23 protein-coding genes, 1 tRNA gene and 1 other RNA gene are annotated in these 21,413 nt (G+C 71.7%); 14 read left to right on the forward strand and 11 right to left on the reverse strand.

Annotated features, from left to right (window positions below; translation table 11 throughout):
• Positions 1–9: 9 nt before the first annotated feature.
• The 7 genes from ACLQ2V_RS08305 (at position 10) to ACLQ2V_RS08335 (ending at position 6,149) form a co-directional block, all read left to right on the forward strand.
• Positions 10–525, forward strand: a complete 516-nt coding sequence (locus ACLQ2V_RS08305) for a PadR family transcriptional regulator (protein ID WP_425717806.1) — start codon at positions 10–12, stop codon at positions 523–525.
• A gap of 167 nt (positions 526–692) precedes the next feature.
• Positions 693–1,814: a peptide chain release factor 2 gene (gene prfB, locus ACLQ2V_RS08310; RefSeq protein ID WP_425717807.1), complete on the forward strand. Its 1,122-nt coding sequence runs from the start codon at positions 693–695 to the stop codon at positions 1,812–1,814.
• Positions 1,815–1,942: 128 nt separating this feature from the next.
• A complete protein-coding gene (gene ftsE / locus ACLQ2V_RS08315; RefSeq protein ID WP_117665857.1) occupies positions 1,943–2,623 on the forward strand; it encodes a cell division ATP-binding protein FtsE in 681 nt (226 codons plus the stop codon).
• Between the two features lie 64 nt (positions 2,624–2,687).
• Positions 2,688–3,563, forward strand: a complete 876-nt coding sequence (ftsX, locus tag ACLQ2V_RS08320; RefSeq protein WP_425717808.1) for a permease-like cell division protein FtsX — start codon at positions 2,688–2,690, stop codon at positions 3,561–3,563.
• Between the two features lie 159 nt (positions 3,564–3,722).
• A complete protein-coding gene (gene smpB, locus ACLQ2V_RS08325; protein ID WP_425717809.1) occupies positions 3,723–4,202 on the forward strand; it encodes an SsrA-binding protein SmpB in 480 nt (159 codons plus the stop codon).
• Positions 4,203–4,307: 105 nt separating this feature from the next.
• Positions 4,308–4,683, forward strand: a transfer-messenger RNA (tmRNA) gene (gene ssrA, locus ACLQ2V_RS08330).
• A gap of 239 nt (positions 4,684–4,922) precedes the next feature.
• Positions 4,923–6,149, forward strand: coding sequence for a hypothetical protein (locus ACLQ2V_RS08335; protein WP_425717810.1), 1,227 nt, complete (start codon positions 4,923–4,925; stop codon positions 6,147–6,149).
• Between the two features lie 113 nt (positions 6,150–6,262).
• Here ACLQ2V_RS08335 and mdlC read toward each other — a convergent pair whose 3' ends face one another.
• Together mdlC and ACLQ2V_RS08345 are read right to left on the reverse strand one after the other, a co-directional pair.
• Positions 6,263–7,858: a benzoylformate decarboxylase gene (mdlC, locus tag ACLQ2V_RS08340; protein ID WP_425717811.1), complete on the reverse strand. Its 1,596-nt coding sequence runs from the start codon at positions 7,856–7,858 to the stop codon at positions 6,263–6,265.
• A gap of 150 nt (positions 7,859–8,008) precedes the next feature.
• On the reverse strand, positions 8,009–8,812 hold the full coding sequence (locus ACLQ2V_RS08345) for an S-methyl-5'-thioadenosine phosphorylase (RefSeq protein ID WP_425717812.1): 804 nt from the start codon (positions 8,810–8,812) through the stop codon (positions 8,009–8,011).
• Positions 8,813–8,892: 80 nt separating this feature from the next.
• Between ACLQ2V_RS08345 and ACLQ2V_RS08350 the strand changes: the two genes are divergently transcribed.
• The 3 genes from ACLQ2V_RS08350 (at position 8,893) to ACLQ2V_RS08360 (ending at position 9,843) form a co-directional block, all read left to right on the forward strand.
• Entirely contained in the window at positions 8,893–9,078 is a 186-nt protein-coding gene (locus ACLQ2V_RS08350) for a hypothetical protein (protein WP_425717813.1), read from the forward strand.
• Positions 9,079–9,081: 3 nt separating this feature from the next.
• Positions 9,082–9,681 carry a YqgE/AlgH family protein gene (locus ACLQ2V_RS08355; RefSeq protein WP_425717814.1) on the forward strand — a complete coding sequence of 200 codons (600 nt, stop codon included), beginning with the start codon at positions 9,082–9,084 and terminating at the stop codon, positions 9,679–9,681.
• Between the two features lie 89 nt (positions 9,682–9,770).
• Positions 9,771–9,843, forward strand: a tRNA-Ala gene (locus tag ACLQ2V_RS08360).
• Between the two features lie 156 nt (positions 9,844–9,999).
• Here the strand turns inward: ACLQ2V_RS08360 and ACLQ2V_RS08365 are convergent.
• The 5 genes from ACLQ2V_RS08365 to ACLQ2V_RS08385 all read right to left on the reverse strand — a co-directional run bounded on the left by ACLQ2V_RS08365 (position 10,000) and on the right by ACLQ2V_RS08385 (position 13,762).
• The gene (locus ACLQ2V_RS08365) at positions 10,000–10,410 is read right to left on the reverse strand and encodes a type II toxin-antitoxin system VapC family toxin (protein WP_425717815.1); all 411 of its coding nucleotides are present in this window, start codon (positions 10,408–10,410) and stop codon (positions 10,000–10,002) included.
• Positions 10,407–10,685, reverse strand: coding sequence for a type II toxin-antitoxin system Phd/YefM family antitoxin (locus ACLQ2V_RS08370; RefSeq protein WP_425717816.1), 279 nt, complete (start codon positions 10,683–10,685; stop codon positions 10,407–10,409). The genes ACLQ2V_RS08365 and ACLQ2V_RS08370 overlap by 4 nt, the downstream gene beginning before the upstream one ends.
• A gap of 119 nt (positions 10,686–10,804) precedes the next feature.
• On the reverse strand, positions 10,805–12,262 hold the full coding sequence (locus ACLQ2V_RS08375; RefSeq protein WP_425717817.1) for a DHA2 family efflux MFS transporter permease subunit: 1,458 nt from the start codon (positions 12,260–12,262) through the stop codon (positions 10,805–10,807).
• Positions 12,263–12,391: 129 nt separating this feature from the next.
• Positions 12,392–13,129, reverse strand: coding sequence for a hypothetical protein (locus ACLQ2V_RS08380; RefSeq protein ID WP_425717818.1), 738 nt, complete (start codon positions 13,127–13,129; stop codon positions 12,392–12,394).
• 87 nt (positions 13,130–13,216) lie between these two features.
• Positions 13,217–13,762 (reverse strand): DUF4352 domain-containing protein, encoded by a 546-nt coding sequence (locus ACLQ2V_RS08385; RefSeq protein ID WP_425717819.1) that lies wholly within the window; start codon positions 13,760–13,762, stop codon positions 13,217–13,219.
• Between the two features lie 631 nt (positions 13,763–14,393).
• On the opposite strand from ACLQ2V_RS08385, the gene ACLQ2V_RS08390 reads away from it, so the two are divergent.
• Positions 14,394–14,789: a hypothetical protein gene (locus ACLQ2V_RS08390; protein ID WP_425717820.1), complete on the forward strand. Its 396-nt coding sequence runs from the start codon at positions 14,394–14,396 to the stop codon at positions 14,787–14,789.
• 213 nt (positions 14,790–15,002) lie between these two features.
• Positions 15,003–16,271: a hypothetical protein gene (locus ACLQ2V_RS08395; protein ID WP_425717821.1), complete on the forward strand. Its 1,269-nt coding sequence runs from the start codon at positions 15,003–15,005 to the stop codon at positions 16,269–16,271.
• Positions 16,272–16,347: 76 nt separating this feature from the next.
• Here the strand turns inward: ACLQ2V_RS08395 and ACLQ2V_RS08400 are convergent, their stop codons facing one another.
• The 3 genes from ACLQ2V_RS08400 to ACLQ2V_RS08410 form a co-directional block, all read right to left on the reverse strand.
• Entirely contained in the window at positions 16,348–16,689 is a 342-nt protein-coding gene (locus ACLQ2V_RS08400) for a hypothetical protein (RefSeq protein ID WP_425717822.1), read from the reverse strand.
• The gene (locus tag ACLQ2V_RS08405; protein ID WP_425717823.1) at positions 16,682–18,073 is read right to left on the reverse strand and encodes a diaminopimelate decarboxylase family protein; all 1,392 of its coding nucleotides are present in this window, start codon (positions 18,071–18,073) and stop codon (positions 16,682–16,684) included. The genes ACLQ2V_RS08400 and ACLQ2V_RS08405 overlap by 8 nt, the downstream gene beginning before the upstream one ends.
• A 193-nt stretch (positions 18,074–18,266) precedes the next feature.
• A complete protein-coding gene (locus ACLQ2V_RS08410; protein WP_425717824.1) occupies positions 18,267–19,298 on the reverse strand; it encodes a hypothetical protein in 1,032 nt (343 codons plus the stop codon).
• A gap of 168 nt (positions 19,299–19,466) precedes the next feature.
• Here ACLQ2V_RS08410 and ACLQ2V_RS08415 point away from each other — a divergent pair, with 168 nt between their 5' ends.
• Both ACLQ2V_RS08415 and ACLQ2V_RS08420 read left to right on the forward strand, forming a co-directional pair.
• Complete coding sequence (locus ACLQ2V_RS08415; RefSeq protein WP_425717825.1) at positions 19,467–19,709, forward strand: hypothetical protein; 243 nt, start codon at positions 19,467–19,469, stop codon at positions 19,707–19,709.
• A gap of 59 nt (positions 19,710–19,768) precedes the next feature.
• Positions 19,769–20,392 carry a DUF4304 domain-containing protein gene (locus tag ACLQ2V_RS08420; protein WP_425717826.1) on the forward strand — a complete coding sequence of 208 codons (624 nt, stop codon included), beginning with the start codon at positions 19,769–19,771 and terminating at the stop codon, positions 20,390–20,392.
• An 8-nt stretch (positions 20,393–20,400) separates the two neighbouring features.
• On the opposite strand, the gene mgrA is transcribed toward ACLQ2V_RS08420, so the two are convergent.
• Positions 20,401–21,393 (reverse strand): L-glyceraldehyde 3-phosphate reductase, encoded by a 993-nt coding sequence (gene mgrA / locus ACLQ2V_RS08425; protein ID WP_425717827.1) that lies wholly within the window; start codon positions 21,391–21,393, stop codon positions 20,401–20,403.
• Positions 21,394–21,413: the final 20 nt, after the last annotated feature.

Consider the following 21,413-nt stretch of genomic DNA (forward strand, 5'->3'; position numbering starts at 1 on the left):
GTAATGGGCATGGCGGATTCCGGAGTGAACCCTACGGCGGCGGCCCTCCTCGGGCTGCTCCACGAGGGTCCCATGACAGGCGGTCAACTGATGGCCGCCGCCGAGCGCAAGCTCGCCCCGTATTGGTCGATGACACGCAGCCAGGTCTACCGGGAGCTCCCGGTGCTGGCCGAGCGCGGTCTGGTGCGGCTGGGCAAGCCCGGCCCCCGGTCCAGTCAGCCGTACGCGATCACCGCGGCGGGAAAACGGACATTTTCCCGCTGGTTGGCCGAGGAGCCGGGGCGGGACACCATCCGCAACCCGATCGCCCTGCGGATCGCCTTCGGCGGCCTGCACTCGCCCGCCCAGTTGCGTACCCTCCAGGCCGCCGCGAACGAGTACCACAGCGAGGCGCTGGCCCGGGTGCGCGAGCAGGTCAAGAACGCCAAGAAGGAGGGCGACTCGTACGACGCCAGCGCGTTGGAGTTCGCCGTGGCCTACCACAAGGCCGCCCTCTCCTGGCTGAAGACGGCCCCGGTCGGCTGACGGCCCGCCGGCCCGCCACCCCGCCATCGGGCCGGCCCGGCACCGCATCCGCGCGCCCTGACCAGCACGGCCGGTAGGCGCCTGCCACCCCCACGCCGGGATACTTTTCGCCCGCGCCTGCGGGGCTCGCAAGCCCGACCGCCGTACCCGCAGTACGCTGTGATGTCGTGACCGCTGCCGATTACGCCGAACAGCTCAAGGAACTCGACGCCATCCTGCGCAACATCGAGGCCGTGCTCAACCTCGACCGGCTGCACGAGGAGAAGGCCCGGCTCGAGGAGCAGGCCTCCGCGCCCGACCTCTGGGACGACCAGGCCAAGGCGCAGCAGGTGACCTCCCAGTTGTCGTACGTCAACGGCGAGATCAGCAAGCTGGGCAGCCTGCGGTCCCGCCTCGACGACGCCGGGGTGCTGCTGGAGCTGGCCGAGGCCGAGGACGACCCCGGGGTGCTGACCGAGGTGGAGACGGAGATCGGCGGCCTGACCAAGGCCATCCAGGAGATGGAGGTCCGCACCCTGCTCTCCGGCGAGTACGACTCGCGGGAGGCGCTGGTGGCGATCCGGGCCGGCGCCGGCGGGGTGGACGCGGCCGACTTCGCCGAGATGCTGCTGCGGATGTACCTGCGCTGGGCCGAGCGGCACGGCTACCCGACCGAGGTCTACGAGACCTCGTACGCCGAGGAGGCCGGGCTGAAGTCCGCCACCTTCGCCGTGAAGGTCCCGTACGCCTACGGCACGCTCAGCGTGGAGTCCGGCACCCACCGCCTCGTGCGGATCAGCCCCTTCGACAACCAGGGGCGCCGGCAGACCAGCTTCGCCGGCGTCGAGGTGCTGCCGGTGACCGAGCAGACCGACCACATCGACATCCCCGAGAACGAGGTGCGCGTCGACGTCTACCGCTCCTCCGGGCCGGGTGGGCAGAGCGTCAACACCACCGACTCGGCGGTGCGGCTCACCCACATCCCCACCGGCATCGTGGTGACCTGCCAGAACGAGAAGTCGCAGCTGCAGAACAAGGCCTCCGCGCTGCGGGTGCTGCAGTCCCGGCTGCTGGAGCGCAAGCGCCAGGAGGAGCAGGCCAAGCTGGAGGGCCTCAAGGAGAACGCCGCCGGCTCCTGGGGCGACCAGATGCGCTCGTACGTCCTGCACCCGTATCAGATGGTGAAGGATCTGCGCACCGAGCAGGAGACCGGCAACCCGAGCTCCGTCTTCGACGGTGAGCTGGACAGCTTCATCGAGGCCGGCATCCGGTGGCGCAAGCAGCGGCAGCTCGCCAACGACGCTGCGTGATCGTTTGCGGGCGGAGCGCATCGAGGCGCGTCGCCGGGCCACCCCTGACCGGGTGATTCGAGGACGCGCCTCGCATAGACGGGGCGGGGGGCTTGGCTCATCCGTTACACCGCGTAGACTCACGACCCGTGATTCAGCTTGAGCAAGTGACGAAGACGTACCCGAAGGCGTCCCGGCCTTCGCTCGACAACGTGTCCGTCTCGATCGAGAAGGGCGAGTTCGTCTTCTTCATCGGTCCATCCGGCTCCGGCAAGTCCACCATCATCAAGTTGCTGCTGCACGAGGTGACCCCCAACAAGGGGCGGGTCGTCGTCAACAGCAAGGACGTGACGTCGATGCGCTCGTGGAAGCGGCCGCACTTCCGGCGCTCGATCGGCTGCGTCTTCCAGGACTTCCGGTTGCTGCCGAACCGCACCGCGTACGAGAACGTGGCGTTCGCCCTGGAGGTGATCGGCAAGACCAAGGCCGTCGCCCGCCGGGTCGTGCCCGAGGTGCTGGAGCTGGTGGGGCTCGGTGGGAAGGAGCACCGCTACCCGCACGAGCTCTCCGGTGGTGAGCAGCAGCGGGTCGCGGTCGCGCGGGCGTTCGTGAACCGCCCGCTGATCCTGCTGGCGGACGAGCCCACCGGAAACCTGGACCCGGACACCTCGATCGAGATCATGCGCCTGCTGGACCGGATCAACCGCACCGGCACGACGGTCGTGATGGTCACGCACGACTCCAACATCGTCAACCAGATGCGGCGTCGGGTCATCGAGATCGAGAGCGGACGCATCGTGCGCGACCAGGCCCGCGGCGTCTACGGGTGAGCCGGCGCTCCGCTTCTGTGCAGCCTGACGATCACCTCACGCCGGAGACCCGGAGGAATTCCCGATGCGCGTGAAATACGTCCTGTCCGAGGTACTGGTCGGACTGTGGCGCAACGTGACCATGACCATCGCGATGATCATCACGATGGCCGTGTCGTTGACCATGCTCGGTGCCAGCGCCCTCATGTACACCCAGGTCAACGACATGAAGGAGATGTACTACAAGAACATCGAGGTCTCGATCTTCCTGACCAAGGAGGCCAACGAGCAGCAGCGCAACGACATCGACGCCAAGCTCAAGAGCGACCCCCTGGTCAAGGAGGTCGTCTTCGTCAACAAGGACGAGGCGTACAAGCGCTTCCAGGAGATGTTCCAGGACGCGCCGGACCTGCTGAGCGCGGTCAAGGCGGACAGCCTGCCCGAGTCGTTCCGGCTGAAGCTGGTCAACCCCGAACAGTATCGGGACATCTACAACCAGTACAAGGACACCGAGGGCGTCGACGAGATCGTCGACCAGAGCCAACTGCTGGACAAGATCTTCAACATCCTCACCGCGGTGCAGAACATCGCCCTGGCGGCCGCGGCGGTGATGGCCGTCGCCGCGTTGCTGCTGGTGGCGAACACCATCCAGGTCGCCGCGTACAGCAAGCGACGTGAGGTCGCGGTCATGAAGCTGGTCGGCGCGTCCAACTGGTTCATCCAGGCGCCGTTCGTGCTGGAAGCCGTGGTGGCGGGCCTGATCGGCTCGCTGCTCGCCCTGGTCGCCCTGATCGCGGCGAAGTTGCTGCTCTTCGACGGCGCGCTCAGCGACCTGCAGGGGCTGCTCTCCCCGGTCACCTGGGGCGACATCGGGGTGATCTTCCCGATCATGGCCGGCGTGGGCGGTCTGGTCAGCGCCGTCACCGCCTGGGTCACCCTCCGGTTCTACCTGCGGGTCTAGCCACCTGCGGGTCCGTCGACGCCCGGACCCTTCGGCGCGGGAACAATCCGCGCCGGAGGGTCCTTGTCGTTCGGGTAGCATGATCAGCGCTTCCGGCCCCCGGCCGGAGGTCACGCTTCCGGCCCCGGCCGGAGGTCACGACGAGGGGAGGTGGCGCCGATGCCACGGGAGAAGGGGCGCAAGGTCGTCGCCTCCAACCGCAAGGCCCGCCACGACTACGCCATCCTCGACACGTACGAGGCGGGCATGGCGCTGACCGGCACCGAGGTGAAGTCGTTGCGCGCGGGGCGGGCGTCGCTGGTGGACGCGTTCGCCCAGGAACGCGACGGCGAGCTCTTCCTGCACGGCATGCACATCCCGGAGTACACGCAGGGCACCTGGACCAACCACGAGCCCCGGCGCACCCGCAAGCTGCTGCTCAAGCGCCTGGAGATCGACCGGCTGATCGGCAAGACCCGCGAGGGTGGCCTGACCATGGTCCCGTTGCAGGTCTACTTCAACGACGGCTGGGCCAAGGTGGAGATCGCCCTGGCCAAGGGCAAGAAGTCGTACGACAAGCGCCAGGACCTCGCCAAGCGGGACGCGGACCGGGAGATCGCCCGGGTCGTCGGCCGGCGCGGCAAGGGAATGGACGACTGATTCGTCCCTGTTTGTCCGGCCGACGCGCCGGGCGTGGGGCTCGGGATGAAACCTGTTGCGGCAGGCGTTAGGCTTGGTGTGCCGCCGACAGGGGCGGCGCTTCGAGGGGGTGACTGGTTTCGACTTCGTACGTTGCGGCAGGGGAAGCGAGCCGAGGAAGCCGACGTCGTCTCGATAATCGGTCGTCGGAAAATTATAAGCGCCAAGAACAATCGCGCTGACTTCGCTCTCGCCGCCTGAGGCGAGTAGCTAAGTCTGTCGGCCTGGGAACGCCTTCGTCCCAGTAGCCGGCATCAGCTAGAAGGCTGGCCAATCGGACCCGGTCGCGGGGTCCGTGCGGCGAGATTAATCAGCGACTGGGCCCGTCACACCAACTCGCTCGCGTGAGCGGTGGGGCCGAGTAGAGGCACAGCGAGCTGCGCTCGGAGAAGTCCTGTCAAACCGGCGAAGGACCCGGGTTCGATTCCCGGCACCTCCACCACCACACTGTGCGCCCCTGGCCCCCGGCCAGGGGCGCACACCCGTCTAACCCCACCCCACCCCACCCCCACCCCCCCGCCCCGCCCCGCCGATCATGGAGTTGTGGTGGGGGATGAACGCGGCGAATGCCTTCCGACCGGGCACCACGGGTCCATGATCGGCGAGGGGTGTCGACGTGCGCGGGGCCGCGTACTGCGGTGGTGGTCGGAACCCGGGGCGGGGCGAGTGCGTCGAAGGGGTATGCGTTTCGTTGTCGCCCTGGTGGGCCTGCCACTCGTCCTCGTCGCGGGCGGTTGTGGCTCGGGCGGGTCGGGGTCGGCCGCCGGCGGCGGCGAGGGCCGGTGGGAGTCGTTCCACCAACGGGCCGGCGAGGTGGCCGAGGCGTGGCGGCCGGGACCGGAGTGGTCCAGCGGATACGTGCCGTTGCAGGACCCGACCGTGCCGCTCGGTGACCCCGGCTTCACGCCCGAGACCGAGCAGGCGTTCCGCAACGGCTGGTACCGGGAGCGGATCGACGTGCCGGGCGCCGCGCCGGCCGATGCCACGATTCGCTTCCCGGCCGGGGCACTGAGCGTGCCGCTGGTCAGCGCCGCCACCGCCTACCGGCAGCTCGACCGGGGCGACCCGCCGCCCTGCGCGGGCCGGCCGCCGGCCCCGACGCCTGAGAACCGGCCGAGCGTGCGGCCCCGGAACAAGTCCACCGACGGCCCGATCGTCGAGCCGGGCCCGGACGGCCCGATCGTCAGCCCGAAGCCGGAGGGCCCGATCGGCGGGCCGGGGCCGGTGGTGCCGACCGTAGGGCCGGGGCAGACGGCAGGGTCGGGGCAGGCCCCAGGGGCCGGCCCCACGGTCGAGCCCGGCCCGGACGGGCCGACATCGACGCCCAACCCGCCCAGCCCGCCCAGCGCGGAGGGTCCGGCGGGTCCGACCGTCGAGCCGGGCCCGGACGGGCCGTCGACCAGCGCGGCGCAGGCCGCCTGCGTGTCACTGACCGTCACCGCCGTGCGGCTCGGCACCGCGCCGGTGCGGACCAGCCGGGGCATGGCACAGGTCCCCGCCTGGGTCTTCACCGTCGCAGAGCTGACGGCCCCGGTGGCCCGGCTCGCGGTCGCGCCCGGCGCGGTCACCGCCGTGCCCCGGGGCACCGCGCCCACCGGGCCGGTGCCCGACACCGCCGCGCCCACCGGCCCGGTGCCGGATGCCGTGGTCGGCGCCCAGGACGTCCAGGCCGTCAACGGGGCCGAGTTGACCTTCCGGATCGGTGTGGGCGCCTGCGACACGGCGATCACCCCGCTGGTGCGGGAGGACGACAAAGTGGTGGTCGTCGGCGGCGGCGTCACCCGGGCCACCGGCATCTGCACCGACCAGCTCCTGATCAAGCCGGTCACCGCCACCCTCCAGCGGCCCCTCGGCGACCGGCCGGTGCTCGACGTGGCCACCGGGACGCCGCTGATCGTGCGCCCCTGACCCGCCGCGGCGTCGCCCCGGAACTGAGCCGCGGCGGTGTCGCTTGCCGGGCTCGGGGCGGCGCTGGGGAGGCTCAGAGCAGTGCGGGAGGGCTCAGAGCAGTGCGGGAGGGCTCAGAGCAGTGTCGGCACGTCGGTGCTGATCGGCACCGGCAGCACGGTGGGTCGCTGCTCGGCCAGCGCCGCCCGCAGCGCGTCCCCCAGCCCGTCGAGCTCCGTCACGACCGTCGCGGCGCACCCGTACCCCCGGGCCAGCGCGGTGAGGTCCAGGCCCGGCAGGTCCAGGCCCGGAACGCCGGGGGTGTGCTTCAGCTCGGCGTACGACTTGAGGATCGCGTACTGCTGGTTGACCGGCACCACGACGGCGAGCGGCAGGCGCAGCCGCGCGGCCGTCCAGAGGGCCTGCACCGAGTAGTGGAACGAGCCGTCCCCGATCACCGCGACCACCGGGCGGCCCCGTCCGGTGTCCCGCTCGGCCAGCGCGATCCCCACCGCCGCCGGCAGTCCGAAGCCGAGCCCACCGCTGGCCATCGTGAAGTACGACGCGGGTCGGGTGATCGGCAGTCGGCGGCGCAGCGCCGCCAGGTTGGACGGCGACTCCTGCACCAGCACCCCGTCGGGCGGCCAGTGCCGGGCCAGGGCGGCGAAGAGCGCGTCCGGGCTCGGCGGGGTGCCGGCCTCGGGCGACGCCGGGGCGGGCCGGGGCGGCGGTGGCGGGCGCTGGGCCGCCGGGACCAGGTCGAGCAGGGCCGCCAGGGTCAGGCCGGCATCGCCGAGCAGGCTCTCCCCGACCGGCGCCCGCGCGGCCTCCTGCGGGTCGTCGGTGACGTGCAGCAGGCGGGCCCCGGGCGGCAGGTGGTCCCCCGGCACGTGCGGGTAGTAGCGGAACACCGGCGCGCCGACCACCACCACCAGGTCGTGCCCGCGCAGCGCCTCCGCCAGCGGCCCGATCGCGTACGGCAGCACGCCCCGGAAGTGCGGGTGGTCCTCGGGGAACACCGCCCGCTCGGGGGCCGGCGCGGACCAGACCGGGGCCGCCAGCCGCTCGGCCAGCGCGACGGCGGCCGGCCACGCCCCGGCCCGGTCGACCGCCGCGCCGAGGACGAGCACGGGGGAGCGGGCGGCGGCCATCCGGGCGGCGAACTCGCGCAGCCGGGACGGGTCGGGGGCGTACCGGGTGGCCACCGTGCGGACCTCGGCCGGGCCGGACGACGGCTGGTGCCAGTCGTCCAGCGGCAGGGAGAGGTAGACCGGCCCGGCCGGCGGCTGCACCGCCGTGGCGTACGCCCGCATGAAGGCCGCCGGGACGTCCTGCGCGCGGGTCGGCTCGTAGCCCCACTTGACGTACGGCTGGGGCAGCTCGGCGGCCCGCAGGTTGGTCAGCCGGGGTTCGAGCAGCAGCATCTCCCGGGTCTGCTGCCCGGCGGTGACGATCAGCGGCGTCTTGTTGTGCCAGGCGGTGACCAGGTTGCCCATGCCGTTGCCGGTGCCCGGCGCGGTGTGCAGGTTGACGTGCGCGGGGCGGCCGGTGGCCTGGGCGTACCCGTCGGCCATCGCCACCGCCGACGCCTCCTGCAGGGCGTGCACGTAGCGGAAGTCGGCGGGAAAGTCGGTCAGGAAGGGCTCCTCGGTGGAGCCGGGGTTGCCGAAGACGGTGGTCAGGCCCAGCGCGCGGAGCAGGTCGTAGGTCGTGTCGCGGACCGTTGCCATCGGTGGGCCTCCGGGGCGCGGCGCGGGGCGGCCTGCGTGCCGGGGACCACGCCGCGACCGGCCCCCGACCTGCCGAATCTAGCCGGGCCGGGCTCGCCTATCGGGCGATTCGCCCAGCCCGGAGCCGATCAGCAGGAGGGGGCGGGGCCGTCAGGGGAGCGCGAAGGGGAGCTTGATCCCGTCCAGCGCCTGCCCGCACGGGCAGCCCCGCTCGGCCGGCAGGGCGGCGACCGCGTCCAGCAGCACCCCGCGCAGCCGCTCGGTGTTCTCGCCGAAGACCCGGAAGACCTCCTCCTGGGTCACCGACTCGCCGCTCTCCACGCCCGCGTCGAGGTCGGTGACCAGCGCGATCGGGGTGTAGCAGAGGGCCAGCTCCCGGGCCAGCACCGCCTCCGGGTGACCGGTCATGTTGACCACCGCCCCGCCGATCGCGGTGAACCAGCGCGACTCCGCGCGGGTGGAGAAGCGCGGCCCCTCCACCACCACCATCGTGCCGCCGTCGACCGCGGGCACGCCTCGACCGGCCGCCGAGTCGAGCAGCGTCCGACGCCCCACCGGGCAGTACGGGTCGGCGAAGGTCACGTGCACGGCGCCCTGGTCGTAGTAGGTCTGCGGTCGGCCGCTGGTGCGGTCGATGAGCTGGTCCGGCACCACGAAGGTGCCCGGCCCCAGCTCGGGGCGGAGCCCGCCGACCGCGCAGGGGGCGAGCACCTGGCGCACCCCGAGCGACCGCAGCGCCCACAGGTTCGCCCGGTACGGGATCAGGTGCGGCGGGTGCCGGTGGTCGCGGCCGTGACGGGGCAGGAACGCCACCCGTCGGCCACCCACCTCGGCGATCGTGATCGCGTCGGACGGCTCCCCGTACGGGGTCTGCACCCGGTGCTCGGTCGCGCCCTCCAGGAGCGCGTAGAGCCCCGACCCGCCAATCACCGCAATGTCCGCCGTCGGCCCCATCGTCGCCCCTTCCCGTCGCGCCGGATCACCCACCGCTCAGACCTTAGCCAGCGCGACGGGCGCAAGCTATGGTGCCAGGCATGGCGTTGACAGCATGGTTGAGCGCGGAGTCCCGTGCCGACCGGGTGTGGCCGGCCACATCGCCGCCGGTCGCATCCTTGGTCGGCCCCGACGGCGATGCCGCCCGCTCCAGTGGTGCCGTCGCCCGCTCCGGCGGCGCCGTCCTCGGCCGGGGCGACGGTCGCCGTTCCCCGGTGCACGGCTGAGGGATGTCTGACATGCAGGGAGAGAACCAGGCGATCGGCGGGCGGGCGATGGAGTCGATGACCGGACGGCTGCTGGTCGCGACCCCGACGTTGAAGGACCCGAACTTCGACCGCACGGTGGTGCTGCTCGTGGCCCACGAGGCGGGTGGGGCGCTGGGTGTGGTGCTCAACCGGGCCACCGAGGTGCCGGTCGCCGAGGTCCTCGGCGATTGGAGTCACCTGGCCCGCGACCCGGCGGTGCTCTTCGAGGGTGGCCCGGTGCAGCCGGACTCGGCGATCTGCCTGGCCCGGATGCGTACCCCGGTCAAGCGGTTGCGGGGCTTCCACCAGGTCTCCGGCGCCGTCGGCACCATCGACCTTTCCGCCGACCCGGAGCGGTTGCGGGAGAACATCGGCAGCATCCGGGTCTTCGCCGGCTACTCCGGCTGGGGAAGCGGCCAACTGGAGCAGGAGATCGCCCAGGGCTCCTGGTTCGTGCTCGACGCGCTGCCCGGGGACGCCTTCGTCGACCGCCCGGACGACCTGTGGCCGATGGTGCTGCGCCGGCAGGGCGGAATGATGGCGGCGGTGGCCCACTTCCCGCCGGACGTCGCGCTCAACTGACCCCGCGGCGCGGGGCCCCCGCGAGATGACCATGCGAGCGGGCGTGTGTATAGTTCTCTCCGTGCCCGGGTGACCGGGGACGACAGCAAGGGGCCGTGGCGCAGCTGGTAGCGCACCACACTGGCAGTGTGGGGGTCAGGGGTTCGAGTCCCCTCGGCTCCACCGACCGCACTATTGTGCGAACCGGTGGTACTCCTGAAATGCCCTCGTCCGTTTCGGGCGGGGGCATTGTCGTGTCGGCGGGGATCCTGGATGCGGGCACGACTCGTGCGCTGCCGTACGGTGGCTGGGCCTGGGCCAGGGTGGGGAATCCGTGGGTCAGTCCTGGCCGGGGCTTGCTACCGGTAGTCCTGCTTCCTTGGCGCATTCGAGAAGCCGCCGGTCGTAGGTGACGAAGGCGGTGAGTGCCGTGCCGGACTCGTTAATCAGCACCTGGGCGGTGGCCAGGTGGATGGCGTCGAGGCTGCGGAGCGTCGGCTCGGCGAACGCGGCTGCGGTCGCACGGATCGTGCTGTCGATCTCCAGTCGGAACAGCCGCCCGACCGCAGCCGGCACGCCGATCAACGCTTGCGGAGCTGATCGGCGCAGCGCTCTGGGTACTTCCACCTCGACCAGAGCGGAGCAGACAAGCGGCACGTCGTCGTGCTTGTTGAGCCAGGAGACAAGGTCGGCGCTGCACATCTCCTGCCGAACCAGCTTCACGACAGCAGCGGAATCGAGATAGATCACCAGCGCTCCTCATCACGCATCGCAGCGAGCGAGGCAGCCACGTCCACGTTCTCGTCACCGAGCTTCGGTGGAAGCGGCACAGGGCCGCCACCGGTAGGGGCGACGGCTCGCCCTGCCGCTACCAACTTGGCCAATATCGATCTGTCGTCGCCTACCGGCACAAGTCGGGCGATCGGGCGCCCGCGATCGGTGATCTCGACGGTCTCGCCGCCACTCACCCGAGCCAACACCTGGCTGGTGTTCTGGTTCAGCTCCCGGACACCGATGCGTTCCATGGGCACGAGTGTAGAACTAAATGTTCTACGGTCCTAGCTCCTTGGGTCATCCGGGCTGCCTCTTCACCCCGTACGGTGGCCCGCTGCTCCGGCATCAGGTTCGAACCAGAAGCCCACCCTCATGCCGAGCCTCCCGCCGGGCTGGTGCCCCGCAACGTGCGCAGCGCGCCGGGCAGGCAGGCGAGGACGCCGACCAGGATCGCCGCCGTCGGCAGCCACATGCCCAGCCGCAGCGCGTCCGCGTACCGGTCCGTCGGCGCGGCACCGTCCGGCCAGTCGGACAGTCGCCGGGCCAGCAGCAGGCCCACCAGGGTGACCGCCAGGACCGGCCCGAGCTGGCGGACGGTGTTCAGCAGCCCCGACGCGGCGCCGGCCAGGACCGGCTGCACCTCGCGCATCGCCACCGCGGCCATCGGGGCGATCAGCAGCCCGTTGCCGAGCCCGATCAGCAGCATCGGGCCGAGAAAGGTCAACCAGGCCGCGCCGGGTTGCATCACCCCGGCGGTCCAGCCCATCCCGGCCAGGGTCAGCAGCAACCCCACCAGCAGGACCACCCGGCCGTCGAGCCGGTCGGTGATCTTGCCAGCGAGGGGCGCGAGCAGGGTGGAGACCAACGCCGGTGGGGCCAGCGCCAGGCCGGCGGCGAGCGCGGAGAAGCCCAGCACCGATTGGAAGAACAGGGTCATCAGCAGCATGAAGCCGATGATTCCGAAGGAGACCGCCGCGGCCACGACGATCATCGTGGCGTACGAGCGGATACCGAGGAGCACGAACGGCACCAGCGGTTCGCGGTCCTGGCGACCGCGCTCGTACGCCACGAAGGCCGGGCCGAGCGCGACCGCCGCCCCCAGCATGACCAGCGTCCACGGTGCCCAGTCGAACCGTTCCCCCTCCATCAGCGGGAAGGCCAGGCAGAACAGGGCGGCCGAGGCGAGCACGATGCCACCGACGTCCAGCCGGTGCCGGCGATCGAAGCGCAGGCCCGGCACGGCGACGAGGGCCAGGATCACCGTCGCCACCCCGATCGGCACGTTGACCAGGAAGATCCACCGCCAGCCGAGCGTGGTGACCAGCAGGCCGCCGACGGACGGGCCGGCGACCGCCGCGATGCCGCCGACCGCGCCCCAGACGCCCATGGCCAGGCCCCGCCGGGTGGGCGGGAAGAGACTCACGATCATCGCCATCGTCTGCGGTAGCAGCAGCGCCGCGCCCAGGCCCTGCAGGGCACGGGCCGCGATCAACTGGCCCGGACCCTGGGCCAGCCCGCAGAGCAGGCTGGACACCGTGAAGACGGTGCTGCCCAGCACGAAGAGCCGACGCGGGCCGTAGAGGTCACCGAGCCGACCGGCGGTGATCAGCAGGACGGCCACCACCAGCACGTACGCGTTGACCGCCCAGAGCACGGTCGGCAAGGTGGTGCCGAAGTCCGCGCGGATGTCGGGGATGGCGATGTTGACGATGGAGACGTCGAGCATCGTCAGGAAGAACCCGAGGGCCAACACCACCAGGCTGACCCAGGGATTCTCCCGCCAACCCCCACGAACGGCGGTCTCCTGCTGTCGGGCTGCGGACGTCACGTGCTGCCTCCAGCTGACGGGCGGCACCGGTGCCGGTGCGTGCGACACGACCCATCATGTCGACCCGGCGGGCGCTGCGTGATCCCTTACGCCCTCGGCATATGCCGGCGGTAGCGGGTCGCCGGGGGATCAGAGCACCTTGAACGAGTCGACCTGGAGCAGGGGCGCGGTCGTCGAGCCGCCGACCTGGGTGTCGTAGCTGTGCGAGCCGAGGACCATGACGGTGGCGCGGAAGATGTCGTCCTCGACGAGGTCCTCCAGCTCCGACTCGGAGCCGTACAGCATGGTGTTGGTCTCGTAGTCGTACGAGTCGGACATCCGCCGGTGGGCGACGTCGGCCCGGAACGAGTCGGTCCCGGTCGCCGCGTCGAACTGGGTGACCCGGCCGTACACGACGTAGTGCTCGCCGAGGTGGGCGTCGGGGTTCTTGGCGATGAGCTTCCACTGCCGGGCGCTGAGCTTCTTGTAGGTCGGCGGCTTCGGCTTCGGCGCGGCGGTGCTCTTCGTCGGCGTGGGCGCGGCGATGGTCGGGGCGGCCGTGGTGAGTGCGGCGGTCGTCGGCGTGGCCGTGGTGGGGGTGGTCGGGGTGCTGGGCGCGGTCGCGTTCGCGGGCTGCGCCCGGTCGCCCGACGTGGCGGTCACGGCACCACCGATGCCGATGGCGAGTGCGACGACGAGGGCCGCGCCGCCGACGGCCCAGGTGCGGACGGCGGAGCGAGCCGGGCTGGGCTGCGGCTGCGGTCGCAGCTCCGGTTCCGGCTCCGTCTGCGGCTCCGGCTCCGGCTGGGGCGGTGGTGATGCGTCGGCGGGTTCGGCGGCGGCGGTGGTGGTCTGTTCGGGCGGCATCGGGCTGGCCGGGTCGGTCATGGCGATCTCCTGTGCGGGCGGTGATCCTGGGGCAGGGTGCCGGGCCGAGCGAGCTGCTCGCCCCGGCGGGAGCGGTGTGCGCCGGTGTCAGCCGAGGGAGACGGTCACGCCGCCGGAGAACATCGAGTCGTGCAGCTCCAGCTTGGTGAGCTTGACCTTCTTCGGGATGTCGAAGACGAAGACGCCAGTCACCTGGTTGCCGGGGTTGATCTCCTCGAAGAAGGTGCTCTGGTCGTCGTTGGCGTAGAGGCCGGCCTCGCTGTCCGAGGAGTACTCGGTGCCGTCGGCGGTGAAGGCCTTCTGGCTGCTGCCGTCGAGGGTCTGCGGCTCCTTGCCGATGTTCTTGACGTTGATCGTGATGAGGCAGAACTGGCCCTGGGCCTTGTCGCCGAGCATCGACGTGCCGACCTTGGCGACGCCGCACTTGGACGACTTGACCGTGAACTCGAACTTCCCGTCCCGGGCCGGCTGGCCGACCTTCGTGGTCTTCGCCGGCTTGTCGTCGCCCTTGGCGCTGCCGGCGTCGGCCTTGGTGCCGTCGGCCTCGCCGCTGCTGTCGTCGGCGCTGCCCGAGCCGCAGCCGAGGGTGACGAGGGCGGTGGCGATCAGGGCGAGCGTGGTGGTCTTGCGCATCGTTCCTCCTGCGGTGAAAGCGTCGGCGTCAATAAGAGCAGTAGCTGTGAACGATGTCAACAGGCATGAGGGCTGATGGGCTTGGTTAGCTCATGCTGGGCAAGCGGCGATGTCCACGTGCGAAAGGGGTGGTGAGTGCTCGCCGCAGGTGGGTTGGTGCCTGGTCGTGCCACTCCTGCCCTGGCGTGCCGGCTGAGGCGGTGGGCGAGGAGGCGCGGGCGTCGTTCATCCGGCTGAACTCGTCGAGAGCCGACGGGGCCGTGTGCTCGGGACGGCTTTGGATGGTTCGGGACGCTGTGGAGCTGAGTCGTTTGCGACATCACCTCGATGATTCGTCTACGACATCAGCTCCAAAGGGCGCGGTAGAGATCCCCTGCCAGGAGGAACGCAACCCTGCCCGGGGTCGACCCCGACGGCTTCCGGCCAAAGATGATCGGGATGGCCCTGGTGCGGCTGGAGACCCGCTCGTGGCGGGCCAATCGTGGGAGGAAACGGTAGGCCGGGAACACTGTGGACTGTCCGGCCCGCAGTTCCGGGCCGACGCCGTCAAAGCGATCATCGAAACGATCCCGCACTGATGCCGTAACCGTCGACAGCGGACACTTGCGCCCTGGCGCTAGTCTCCTCAGCCATGCGGACTCGCCTCGGGAACTTCCTGCTCGTCCTCCTGGGCTTCGTGCTTGGCGTGCCGTACAGTGTTGCGATCTTTGCCCTGATCGTTACCGATGTCCAGGAAGATTGGTATCCGTATGCCGCCGGTGGCGGCACCGTCTTAGTCGTGGCGGCGGTAACGATAGTTGCGGCCAAAGAGCGTTTCTGGCCGGCGTTGTTGACCACGCCATGCGGATGCCTGGCCGGCTGGGGTGTAGCCACGGCCGTCGCCGCCCTGGAACGGACCGAGAGCGGAGATGTCGTGATCGGGGCTGCGGCGGGAGTCGCCGGTTTCGTCCTCGGCCCGCTGTCGGCGTTGCTGATCCCACTGCATGAGCCGCAGCGGACGTTCCTCGACATCTTCGACATCTTCTGAAGCCCTGACAGGGACCTTCGCGGAGGCGCGAGAGCGGGCGTTAGGCTCGGCGGAGTCGCTGGCGCTGATCCGGCGGATCGCCAAGGAGAGGCCACGCCGACCAGCTAGCGTTCCGGCCGCACTCCCGGGCGCAGAGCTGCCCGGACCCTCACCTGCGGCCTGGACGGGTCAGCCCGTCGGCCGTGCCTCTCCGCCTATTCGAAGGGTTCCACCATGGCCGTTGGTCATCGCCGGCTGACACGATCAGTCGCCGCCGCGCTGCTCCTCCTCGCCGGGATGGCGGCCCCCGCCGGTCCCGCCTCCGCAGTGGAGCCGAGTCCGACGTTCGCGCTCGACCTGCCCGACACGACGATCCCGCTGGGGGTCGCGAAGAAGCGGGTCCACCTGAAGCTCACCAACCTGACCGACGAGACCCCGACGGAGATCCTCTTCTACGTCCGGCCCAAGGAGTTGGACGAGGCCAGAGCCCATGTCATCTGGCCGCAGGGCGGCGGCTCGGGGGAGTGCGACGGGGACACCGCGGGGTTCTACTGCCGCATCGGGTCGAGCTCGTCTCCGGAGCTGCTCCCGGCCCCCGGCGGGACGGTGGACCTCCCCCTCGACATCCACGTCCGCGGTGATGAGCCGTACGAGGGCAGGTTCCACGTCGAGGCCGGCATGGCCTGGGGCGGGGAGAAGGTGCAGATCACCGCCAGCGACTGGGTCACGCTCCGGCTGGTCGACGAGCCCGAGGCCGACCTGTCGGTGGTGGCACCGGACGTGAAGCAGTCGGCCCGGGTCGACGCGGACGGCAGGCTGGAGCTGAGCGGGGCGTTGCACCCGGGCGGGACGGGCGCCGTGCGGTACCGGGTCGTCAACCAGGGCCGCAAGGCGGTCGGCGGGATCAAGGCCACGCTGCGGCTGCCCGAGGGCGCGCAATTCACCCGACCGCCGAAGGAGTGCGCGGTCGGCACCGACCAGCGGTCGGCGGTCTGCACCTACGACAAGCTTCCGCTGGTGCCGGTCGGCCAGGACACCGACCCGGACGACGGCACGTACTCCGCCGTCGAGTTCCACCACCTGGTGACGGTGCCGGCCGCCACCAAGGCACCCGTCACCCTGGCGGGCGGCACCGTGCAGGTCGAGGGCCTGACCGGGTCGGCGGATGCGCGCTCCGCCGCGGAGCGGGCCGAGCTGCCGGCGAACGTTATCGCCGTCCGCGCGGCCGACGTGGACGCCGACGACAACCAGGACGGGTACGCCGTCGTGGTCGCCGCGCCCGCCGACGGCGGCGACGGCGGGGACAACGGTGACGGTGACGACGGGAACGGTGGCGGTAGCGGTGGCGGCGGCGGTGGCGGGTTGCCGATCACCGGGCCGGCGGCCGGGCTGATCGCCGGAACCGGTCTGGCCTTGGTGGCGGGTGGCGGCATCATGCTGCTCCTCGCTCGCCGCCGCCGTCCGGTGCCGGCCGGCCACGGGGACGAGACGCCCGCCGTCTGAACCGTTCGAGCCGGGCGGACATCGACCGGTCACAAGGGCGGGCCGGCATGCCGGCCCGCCCTTGCCCACGAAGAGCTCACCGGACGCCGGGCAGGTCGAGGGCGCGGAGGATGGTGTGCACGGCGACCACCTCGGCCCCGCCGCGCCGCCGCAGGTCGGCCACCGCCCGGTTGAGCGCCGGCCGGCTCGGCGACGCCAGCCGCACCACCGCGTCGAGGTCGGTCGCGATCCACCAGGCCCCCACCGCGCAGGGCTCCGACCGGAGGAAGTCCAACAGCCGGATGCCCGGCGTCGCGGCGGCCAGCCGTACGCAGACGAGGGCCTCGTGCAGCCGCTCCGGCGCCTCGACGGGAAAGCCTGCGGTCCCTTCGGTCGCTGTGGCCCCGGCGGCCTCGGCGGGGCTGCCCGGCTCAGGCACGGGCCATCCCCCGCCCGGCGGTTGCGGGGACAGCGGTCGCCGGGACGGCGTCGGCGTCCGGCGGGAGATCGAGGTCGCGGGCGAGTAGGTCCGCGATCGACTCGCGGCGGACCAGCGTGGCGAGCTGTCCGTCCTGCACGGAGAGCAGCGCCGGCCGCCCGACCAGGTGGTAGTTGGACGCCCGACAGTGGTGGTACGCGCCGGTGCCGGCGACCGCGAGCAGGTCGCCGGGGTGCACGTCGGCGGGGAGGTCGACGCTTGGGGACACCACGTCGTCGACCTCGTTGTGCCGCCCGACGACCGTCGTCGGCTGGAGCTGGGCGCGGCTGGTCCGCCCGACGAGCGCCACGCTGTGGTGACCACCGCAGAGCGCGGCGGGCGGGCAGTCGGTCATGCCGCCGTCGACGGCGACCAGGCGACGCCCGTCGGGGCCGTGCGCCGTGGAGAGCACCCGGTAAAGCGTCACGCCGGCCCGGGACACGAGCGCCCGGCCGGGGGAGACCGTCAGCCGGGGCACCGGGATGCGGTGCTGCTCCGCCCGCAGGCGCAGCACCCCCCGCATCCGGTTGGCGAAGGCAGCGAGCGCGAAACCGAGATCACCCCCGGCGTACGCGACGGCGTGTCCACCGCCGAGGTTCAGCCGGGTCAGCTCGGTGCCGTGCCGGTCGCGCATCGCGGCGAGGAAGTCGACGATCCGGCGCAGCTCCTCCTCGTACACCCCGAAGCGGTTCTCCTGGTGGCCCACGGAGCAGTCGAGTCCGACCAGCGTGAGCCCCGACTGGGCCGCGATCCTGGCGACGGCGGTCTCCGCCTCGCCGGTGTCGATCCGCAGCCCGAACCGGCTGTCGAGCCCGACGCCGGGCCCGGGGCCGGCGATGACCCGCAGCAGCACCCGCTGGCCACGCGGTGCGGTCGCGGCCAGCCGGGTGATCTCCCCGAGCGACTCCGCGACGATCGCGGCGACCCCGCCGGTGTACGCGGCGGTTAGGTCTTCAGGGGTCTTCGCGCTGCCGTACAGGACGATCTGCTCGCCCGAGAAGCCCGCCGCCCGCGCGACCCGCAGCTCACCCGCCGAGCCGGCGTAGAGGCTCAGGCCCTCCTCGGCGACCCAGCGTGCGACACCGCAGCTCAACAGCGCCTTGGCCGTGTACGCGACGTTGCCCGGCCCGAACGCCGTCACGTACTCCCGGCAGCGCAGCCGCACGTCGGCGGAGTCGACGACGTAGCTGGGGGTGCCGTGCGAGGCGGCCAGGGCGGTCAGCCCGACCCCGCCCACCAGCAGGTCGCCGTCTTCGCCGCGCCGGGCGGTCACCGGCCAGACGTCGGCGCTGAGCTGGGTCGAGAGCGACGGGCGCAGCGACGGGAGGAGCTGCCCGAGCGTCATCGGGCCCACCTGCGCGCCGCTGGCCGGGGGACAGGGAAGACCGGCTTGTTGGGCGGCCTACGTCGCCGCACCCGCGAAACATCCATGACTCGATGGTGCCGCCGGTGCGGACGGCCCGGCACCGCCCGCTACGGGGTTTTGACGGTGCCGGGCCCGATATCTACGGCTCGTTGACGGGGCGCGGCCGATTCGGTCAGCAGCCGGTCCAGCGCACCGCCGCCACCCGGCCGTTGGTGTTGCTGAAGCCCACGATGCTGCCGTCGTTGGCGATCGCCCGACCGGCGGCGGTCCGCGTGCCGTCGGGCATCGGCAGCTCCCGGAAGGTGTTGCCACGGATCAGCCAGTGGCCGGCGATGGCCGTCCCCCGCGAGTTGATGTCGGCGGCCCCCAGCGCGTTCGGGTGGAGCCTGGTGTAACCGCCGGTGCCCAGGTTCCACCGCACGGCGACGATGTCACCGTCGATCAGGCTGGCCGCGCCGACCGCCCACCGGCCCTGGGCCGCCACGACCTGCGCCCATTCGGCATTCGGCACGGTCAGCGCGGCGTACCGGCCACCGGGCCACCGCACCCAGCTCGTCCGGGGCGCCGTCTCTTCCTCCCTGGTGAAGCCCACGATGGTGCCGTTGCGGGTGATGTCCATCGCCAGGACGTCGGGCGGGGTGCTGCGCAGCTTCACGACCGTCCCCGGGCGGGCGGCCGGCCACTGCAGCGCGGAGGCCTCGCCGGTGTCGTCGTCGTAGGCGTACCCGACGATGTCGCCCGCCCGGTTGATGGCCGAGACGAAGGTCTGCTGCGCGTTCGCGGGCTCCGGCAGGCGGACGAAGGTGCCGTTGCGGTAGACCCAAGGCTGGCTGGTGCCGTCGACCTGCCGGTTGCCGACGATCACGCCGTGGGCGTTGACGTCGTAGGCGCTCTCCCCGGTCGGCGCGGGGATGGTGGTCAGCTCTCCTCGGTCCCAGCGCAGGATGAAGTTCTCGGTGCCCTGGTCGGTGACCCGCAGGGCGCTGCCGATGACGAAGCGGCCGGTGGGATCGGTGTTCAATGCGTCCGCCCGGTACATGCCCGCCGGCTCCGGCAGGGTCTCGACCACGCACGGCGTCGCGGGCGGAGTGCCCGTCGGGGCGGCTGGAGCGGCGGCGGCCGGGGCGGCGGCGACGCCGGCCGCCGTGGCGAGTAGACCGGTGACGGCGACGGCCGACAGGGCACGTCGAGCGAGCTGCGGCATGAGGCACTCCTTTGCGGTCCGGGCTGACGGGGCACCGAGGATATTTCCACCGTGGGTGGTCCAACGGGCGGGCCGCCGAGTGTCGGAAGGGCGACTGCGCCGGGGGCGAGATCGCGTGGCGGCTCGGTCGCAAGACCTCCGATCTTCCATGCTGAGTAGGGTGTGTCGATGAAGTCGGCCTATCAGCGGCGCTTGGCCGCGCTGGCCCTCGTGCTCTACGAGTGCGATCCCTTCGGCATGGGGGCCTCGATCCACGCGCCCGACGACGAATACCGGCCGGCTGCAGGTCGGCTGCTGCCGCTCCTGAGCCGGGTGACCAGTGTGGAGGGTCGCGCCGGGGTCCTCGCGGAGCACGGCATCCACGGTGCGGAGGTCGCGCGCCGCGTTTGGGCCGTCTTCGCCGACGCGTAGGTCTCGCCGTCGCCGTCGCCGTCGCCGTCGCCGTCCGCGTCGGCGGAAAGGACTCACCCGTGTCCCTGCAAATGTCGTTCAACGGCTTCGTCAGGGGCCTGCGGGAACAGTTGGCCGGGTACGGCTTCGCGCAGGGAAAAGGCCGCGTCTTTCGCCGGTACTCCCCGGCGGGTGACGCGCTCGTCGTCGAGATCCAGCTGTCCGAGCACACCACCAGGGCGGAGACGCTCTTCTACCTGAACGTGGGCCTGGTGCTGGCACCTGCGTGGGAACACGCGCGACAGCGCTACCGGCTGCCCGCCGCCGAGGAACCCCGATCGGTGTACGCCCTCTGGAGACACCGCATCGGCTTCACCACCCTCTCCGGCGGAGACCAGTGGCGGATCACCGACGAGGCCACCGCCGCCGAGGTGTCGGCGCAGGCGCGGCGACGGCTGGACGAAACCATGGTGGATCTGCTGCTGTTGTTGGACCGCGAGACGCTCCTCGCGCGGGCCGATCGAGGGGAGATCCTCGGGGCCGGGGGCTGGCGGGTGCGGGCCTGGCTGCTGGCGGAGCAGGGGCCGTCGCCGGAGCTCGAGCACCTGCTGTTCACCGAGCGGCCGGCCCACACCCACAATTCGGCGATGATCCAGAACATCTGGACCTACGCGAACCGCGCCGCCAGGCCCGCCGGAGGGTGAATCGACCGTCAGTCGGCGAGGTGGCCGTCGATCTCGGCCAACTCCTCGGCGGTGAAGTCGAGCGTGTCCAGGGCCGCGACGTTCGCCGCCAACTGCGCGACGCTGCTCGCCCCGATGATCAGGCTGGTCATCCGGGGGTCGCGCAGCGCCCAGGCGAGCGCCAGCTGGGCCAGGGACTGGCCGCGCCGCGCGGCGATTGCCCCGAGCGCCCGTACGGTGGCCATCTTCTTCTCGTCGAGGTCGTTCTCGTTCAGGAAGACGCTGGTGCGCACCCGGGAGTCCGCCGGGATGCCGCCCAGGTAGCGGTCGGTGAGCAGCCCTTGGGCGAGCGGGCTGTAGGCGATGCAGCCCGCGCCGACCCGCTCCAGGGTGTCGAGCAGGCCGTCGCGCTCGGTCCAGCGGTTGAGCATCGAGTACGCCGGCTGGTTGATCAGCAGCGGCGTGCCCAGGTCGCGCAGGATGGCGGCGGCCCGCTCGGTCTGCGCGGAGTCGTAGTTGGAGACGCCGACGTAGAGCGCCTTGCCGGCGCGGACGACGGCGTCGAGCGCGCCCATCGTCTCCTCCAGCGGGGTGTCCGGGTCGAACCGGTGGGAGTAGAAGACGTCGACGTACTCCAGGCCGAGGCGGCGCAGCGACTGGTCCAGCGACGAGATCAGGTATTTTCGGGAGCCCCATTCGCCGTACGGGCCGGGCCACATGTCGTAGCCGGCCTTGCTGGAGACGACCAGCTCGTCCCGGTACGGCCGTAGGTCGCCGGCGAGCAGCCGGCCGAACGCCTCCTCGGCCGCGCCGGGCGGCGGGCCGTAGTTGTTCGCCAGGTCGAAGTGCGTGATCCCGAGGTCGAAGGCCCGCCGGACGATGTCGCGTTGCCGCTCGAAGGGCCGGTCCGGGCCGAAGTTGTGCCACAGCCCGAGCGAGACGGCCGGCAGTCGCAGCCCGCTGCGCCCGGCCCGGCGGTACGTCATGGTCTGGTAGCGCCCGTCGGCGGCAAGGTAGGTCACGGTGTCGACCCTAGCGCCGC

The sequence above is a fragment of the Micromonospora sp. DT233 genome (assembly GCF_049841815.1).
Taxonomy (GTDB): domain Bacteria; phylum Actinomycetota; class Actinomycetes; order Mycobacteriales; family Micromonosporaceae; genus Micromonospora.

Excerpts from the sequence above, each read along its gene's own strand:
- ACLQ2V_RS08335 (WP_425717810.1), top strand. The coding sequence starts at position 4,923 with ATGCGTTTCGTTGTCGCCCTGGTGGGCCTGCCACTCGTCCTCGTCGCG.
- ACLQ2V_RS08415 (WP_425717825.1), top strand. The coding sequence starts at position 19,467 with ATGAAGTCGGCCTATCAGCGGCGCTTGGCCGCGCTGGCCCTCGTGCTC.
- ACLQ2V_RS08380 (WP_425717818.1), bottom strand. The coding sequence starts at position 13,129 with ATGACCGACCCGGCCAGCCCGATGCCGCCCGAACAGACCACCACCGCC.
- ACLQ2V_RS08370 (WP_425717816.1), bottom strand. The coding sequence starts at position 10,685 with ATGGAACGCATCGGTGTCCGGGAGCTGAACCAGAACACCAGCCAGGTG.
- mdlC (WP_425717811.1), bottom strand. The coding sequence starts at position 7,858 with ATGGCAACGGTCCGCGACACGACCTACGACCTGCTCCGCGCGCTGGGC.
- ftsX (WP_425717808.1), top strand. The coding sequence starts at position 2,688 with ATGCGCGTGAAATACGTCCTGTCCGAGGTACTGGTCGGACTGTGGCGC.
- smpB (WP_425717809.1), top strand. The coding sequence starts at position 3,723 with ATGCCACGGGAGAAGGGGCGCAAGGTCGTCGCCTCCAACCGCAAGGCC.
- ACLQ2V_RS08410 (WP_425717824.1), bottom strand. The coding sequence starts at position 19,298 with ATGCCGCAGCTCGCTCGACGTGCCCTGTCGGCCGTCGCCGTCACCGGT.
- ACLQ2V_RS08405 (WP_425717823.1), bottom strand. The coding sequence starts at position 18,073 with ATGACGCTCGGGCAGCTCCTCCCGTCGCTGCGCCCGTCGCTCTCGACC.
- ACLQ2V_RS08395 (WP_425717821.1), top strand. The coding sequence starts at position 15,003 with ATGGCCGTTGGTCATCGCCGGCTGACACGATCAGTCGCCGCCGCGCTG.
- ACLQ2V_RS08345 (WP_425717812.1), bottom strand. The coding sequence starts at position 8,812 with ATGGGGCCGACGGCGGACATTGCGGTGATTGGCGGGTCGGGGCTCTAC.
- ACLQ2V_RS08350 (WP_425717813.1), top strand. The coding sequence starts at position 8,893 with ATGGCGTTGACAGCATGGTTGAGCGCGGAGTCCCGTGCCGACCGGGTG.
- ACLQ2V_RS08305 (WP_425717806.1), top strand. The coding sequence starts at position 10 with ATGGCGGATTCCGGAGTGAACCCTACGGCGGCGGCCCTCCTCGGGCTG.
- ACLQ2V_RS08385 (WP_425717819.1), bottom strand. The coding sequence starts at position 13,762 with ATGCGCAAGACCACCACGCTCGCCCTGATCGCCACCGCCCTCGTCACC.
- ACLQ2V_RS08390 (WP_425717820.1), top strand. The coding sequence starts at position 14,394 with ATGCGGACTCGCCTCGGGAACTTCCTGCTCGTCCTCCTGGGCTTCGTG.
- ACLQ2V_RS08355 (WP_425717814.1), top strand. The coding sequence starts at position 9,082 with ATGTCTGACATGCAGGGAGAGAACCAGGCGATCGGCGGGCGGGCGATG.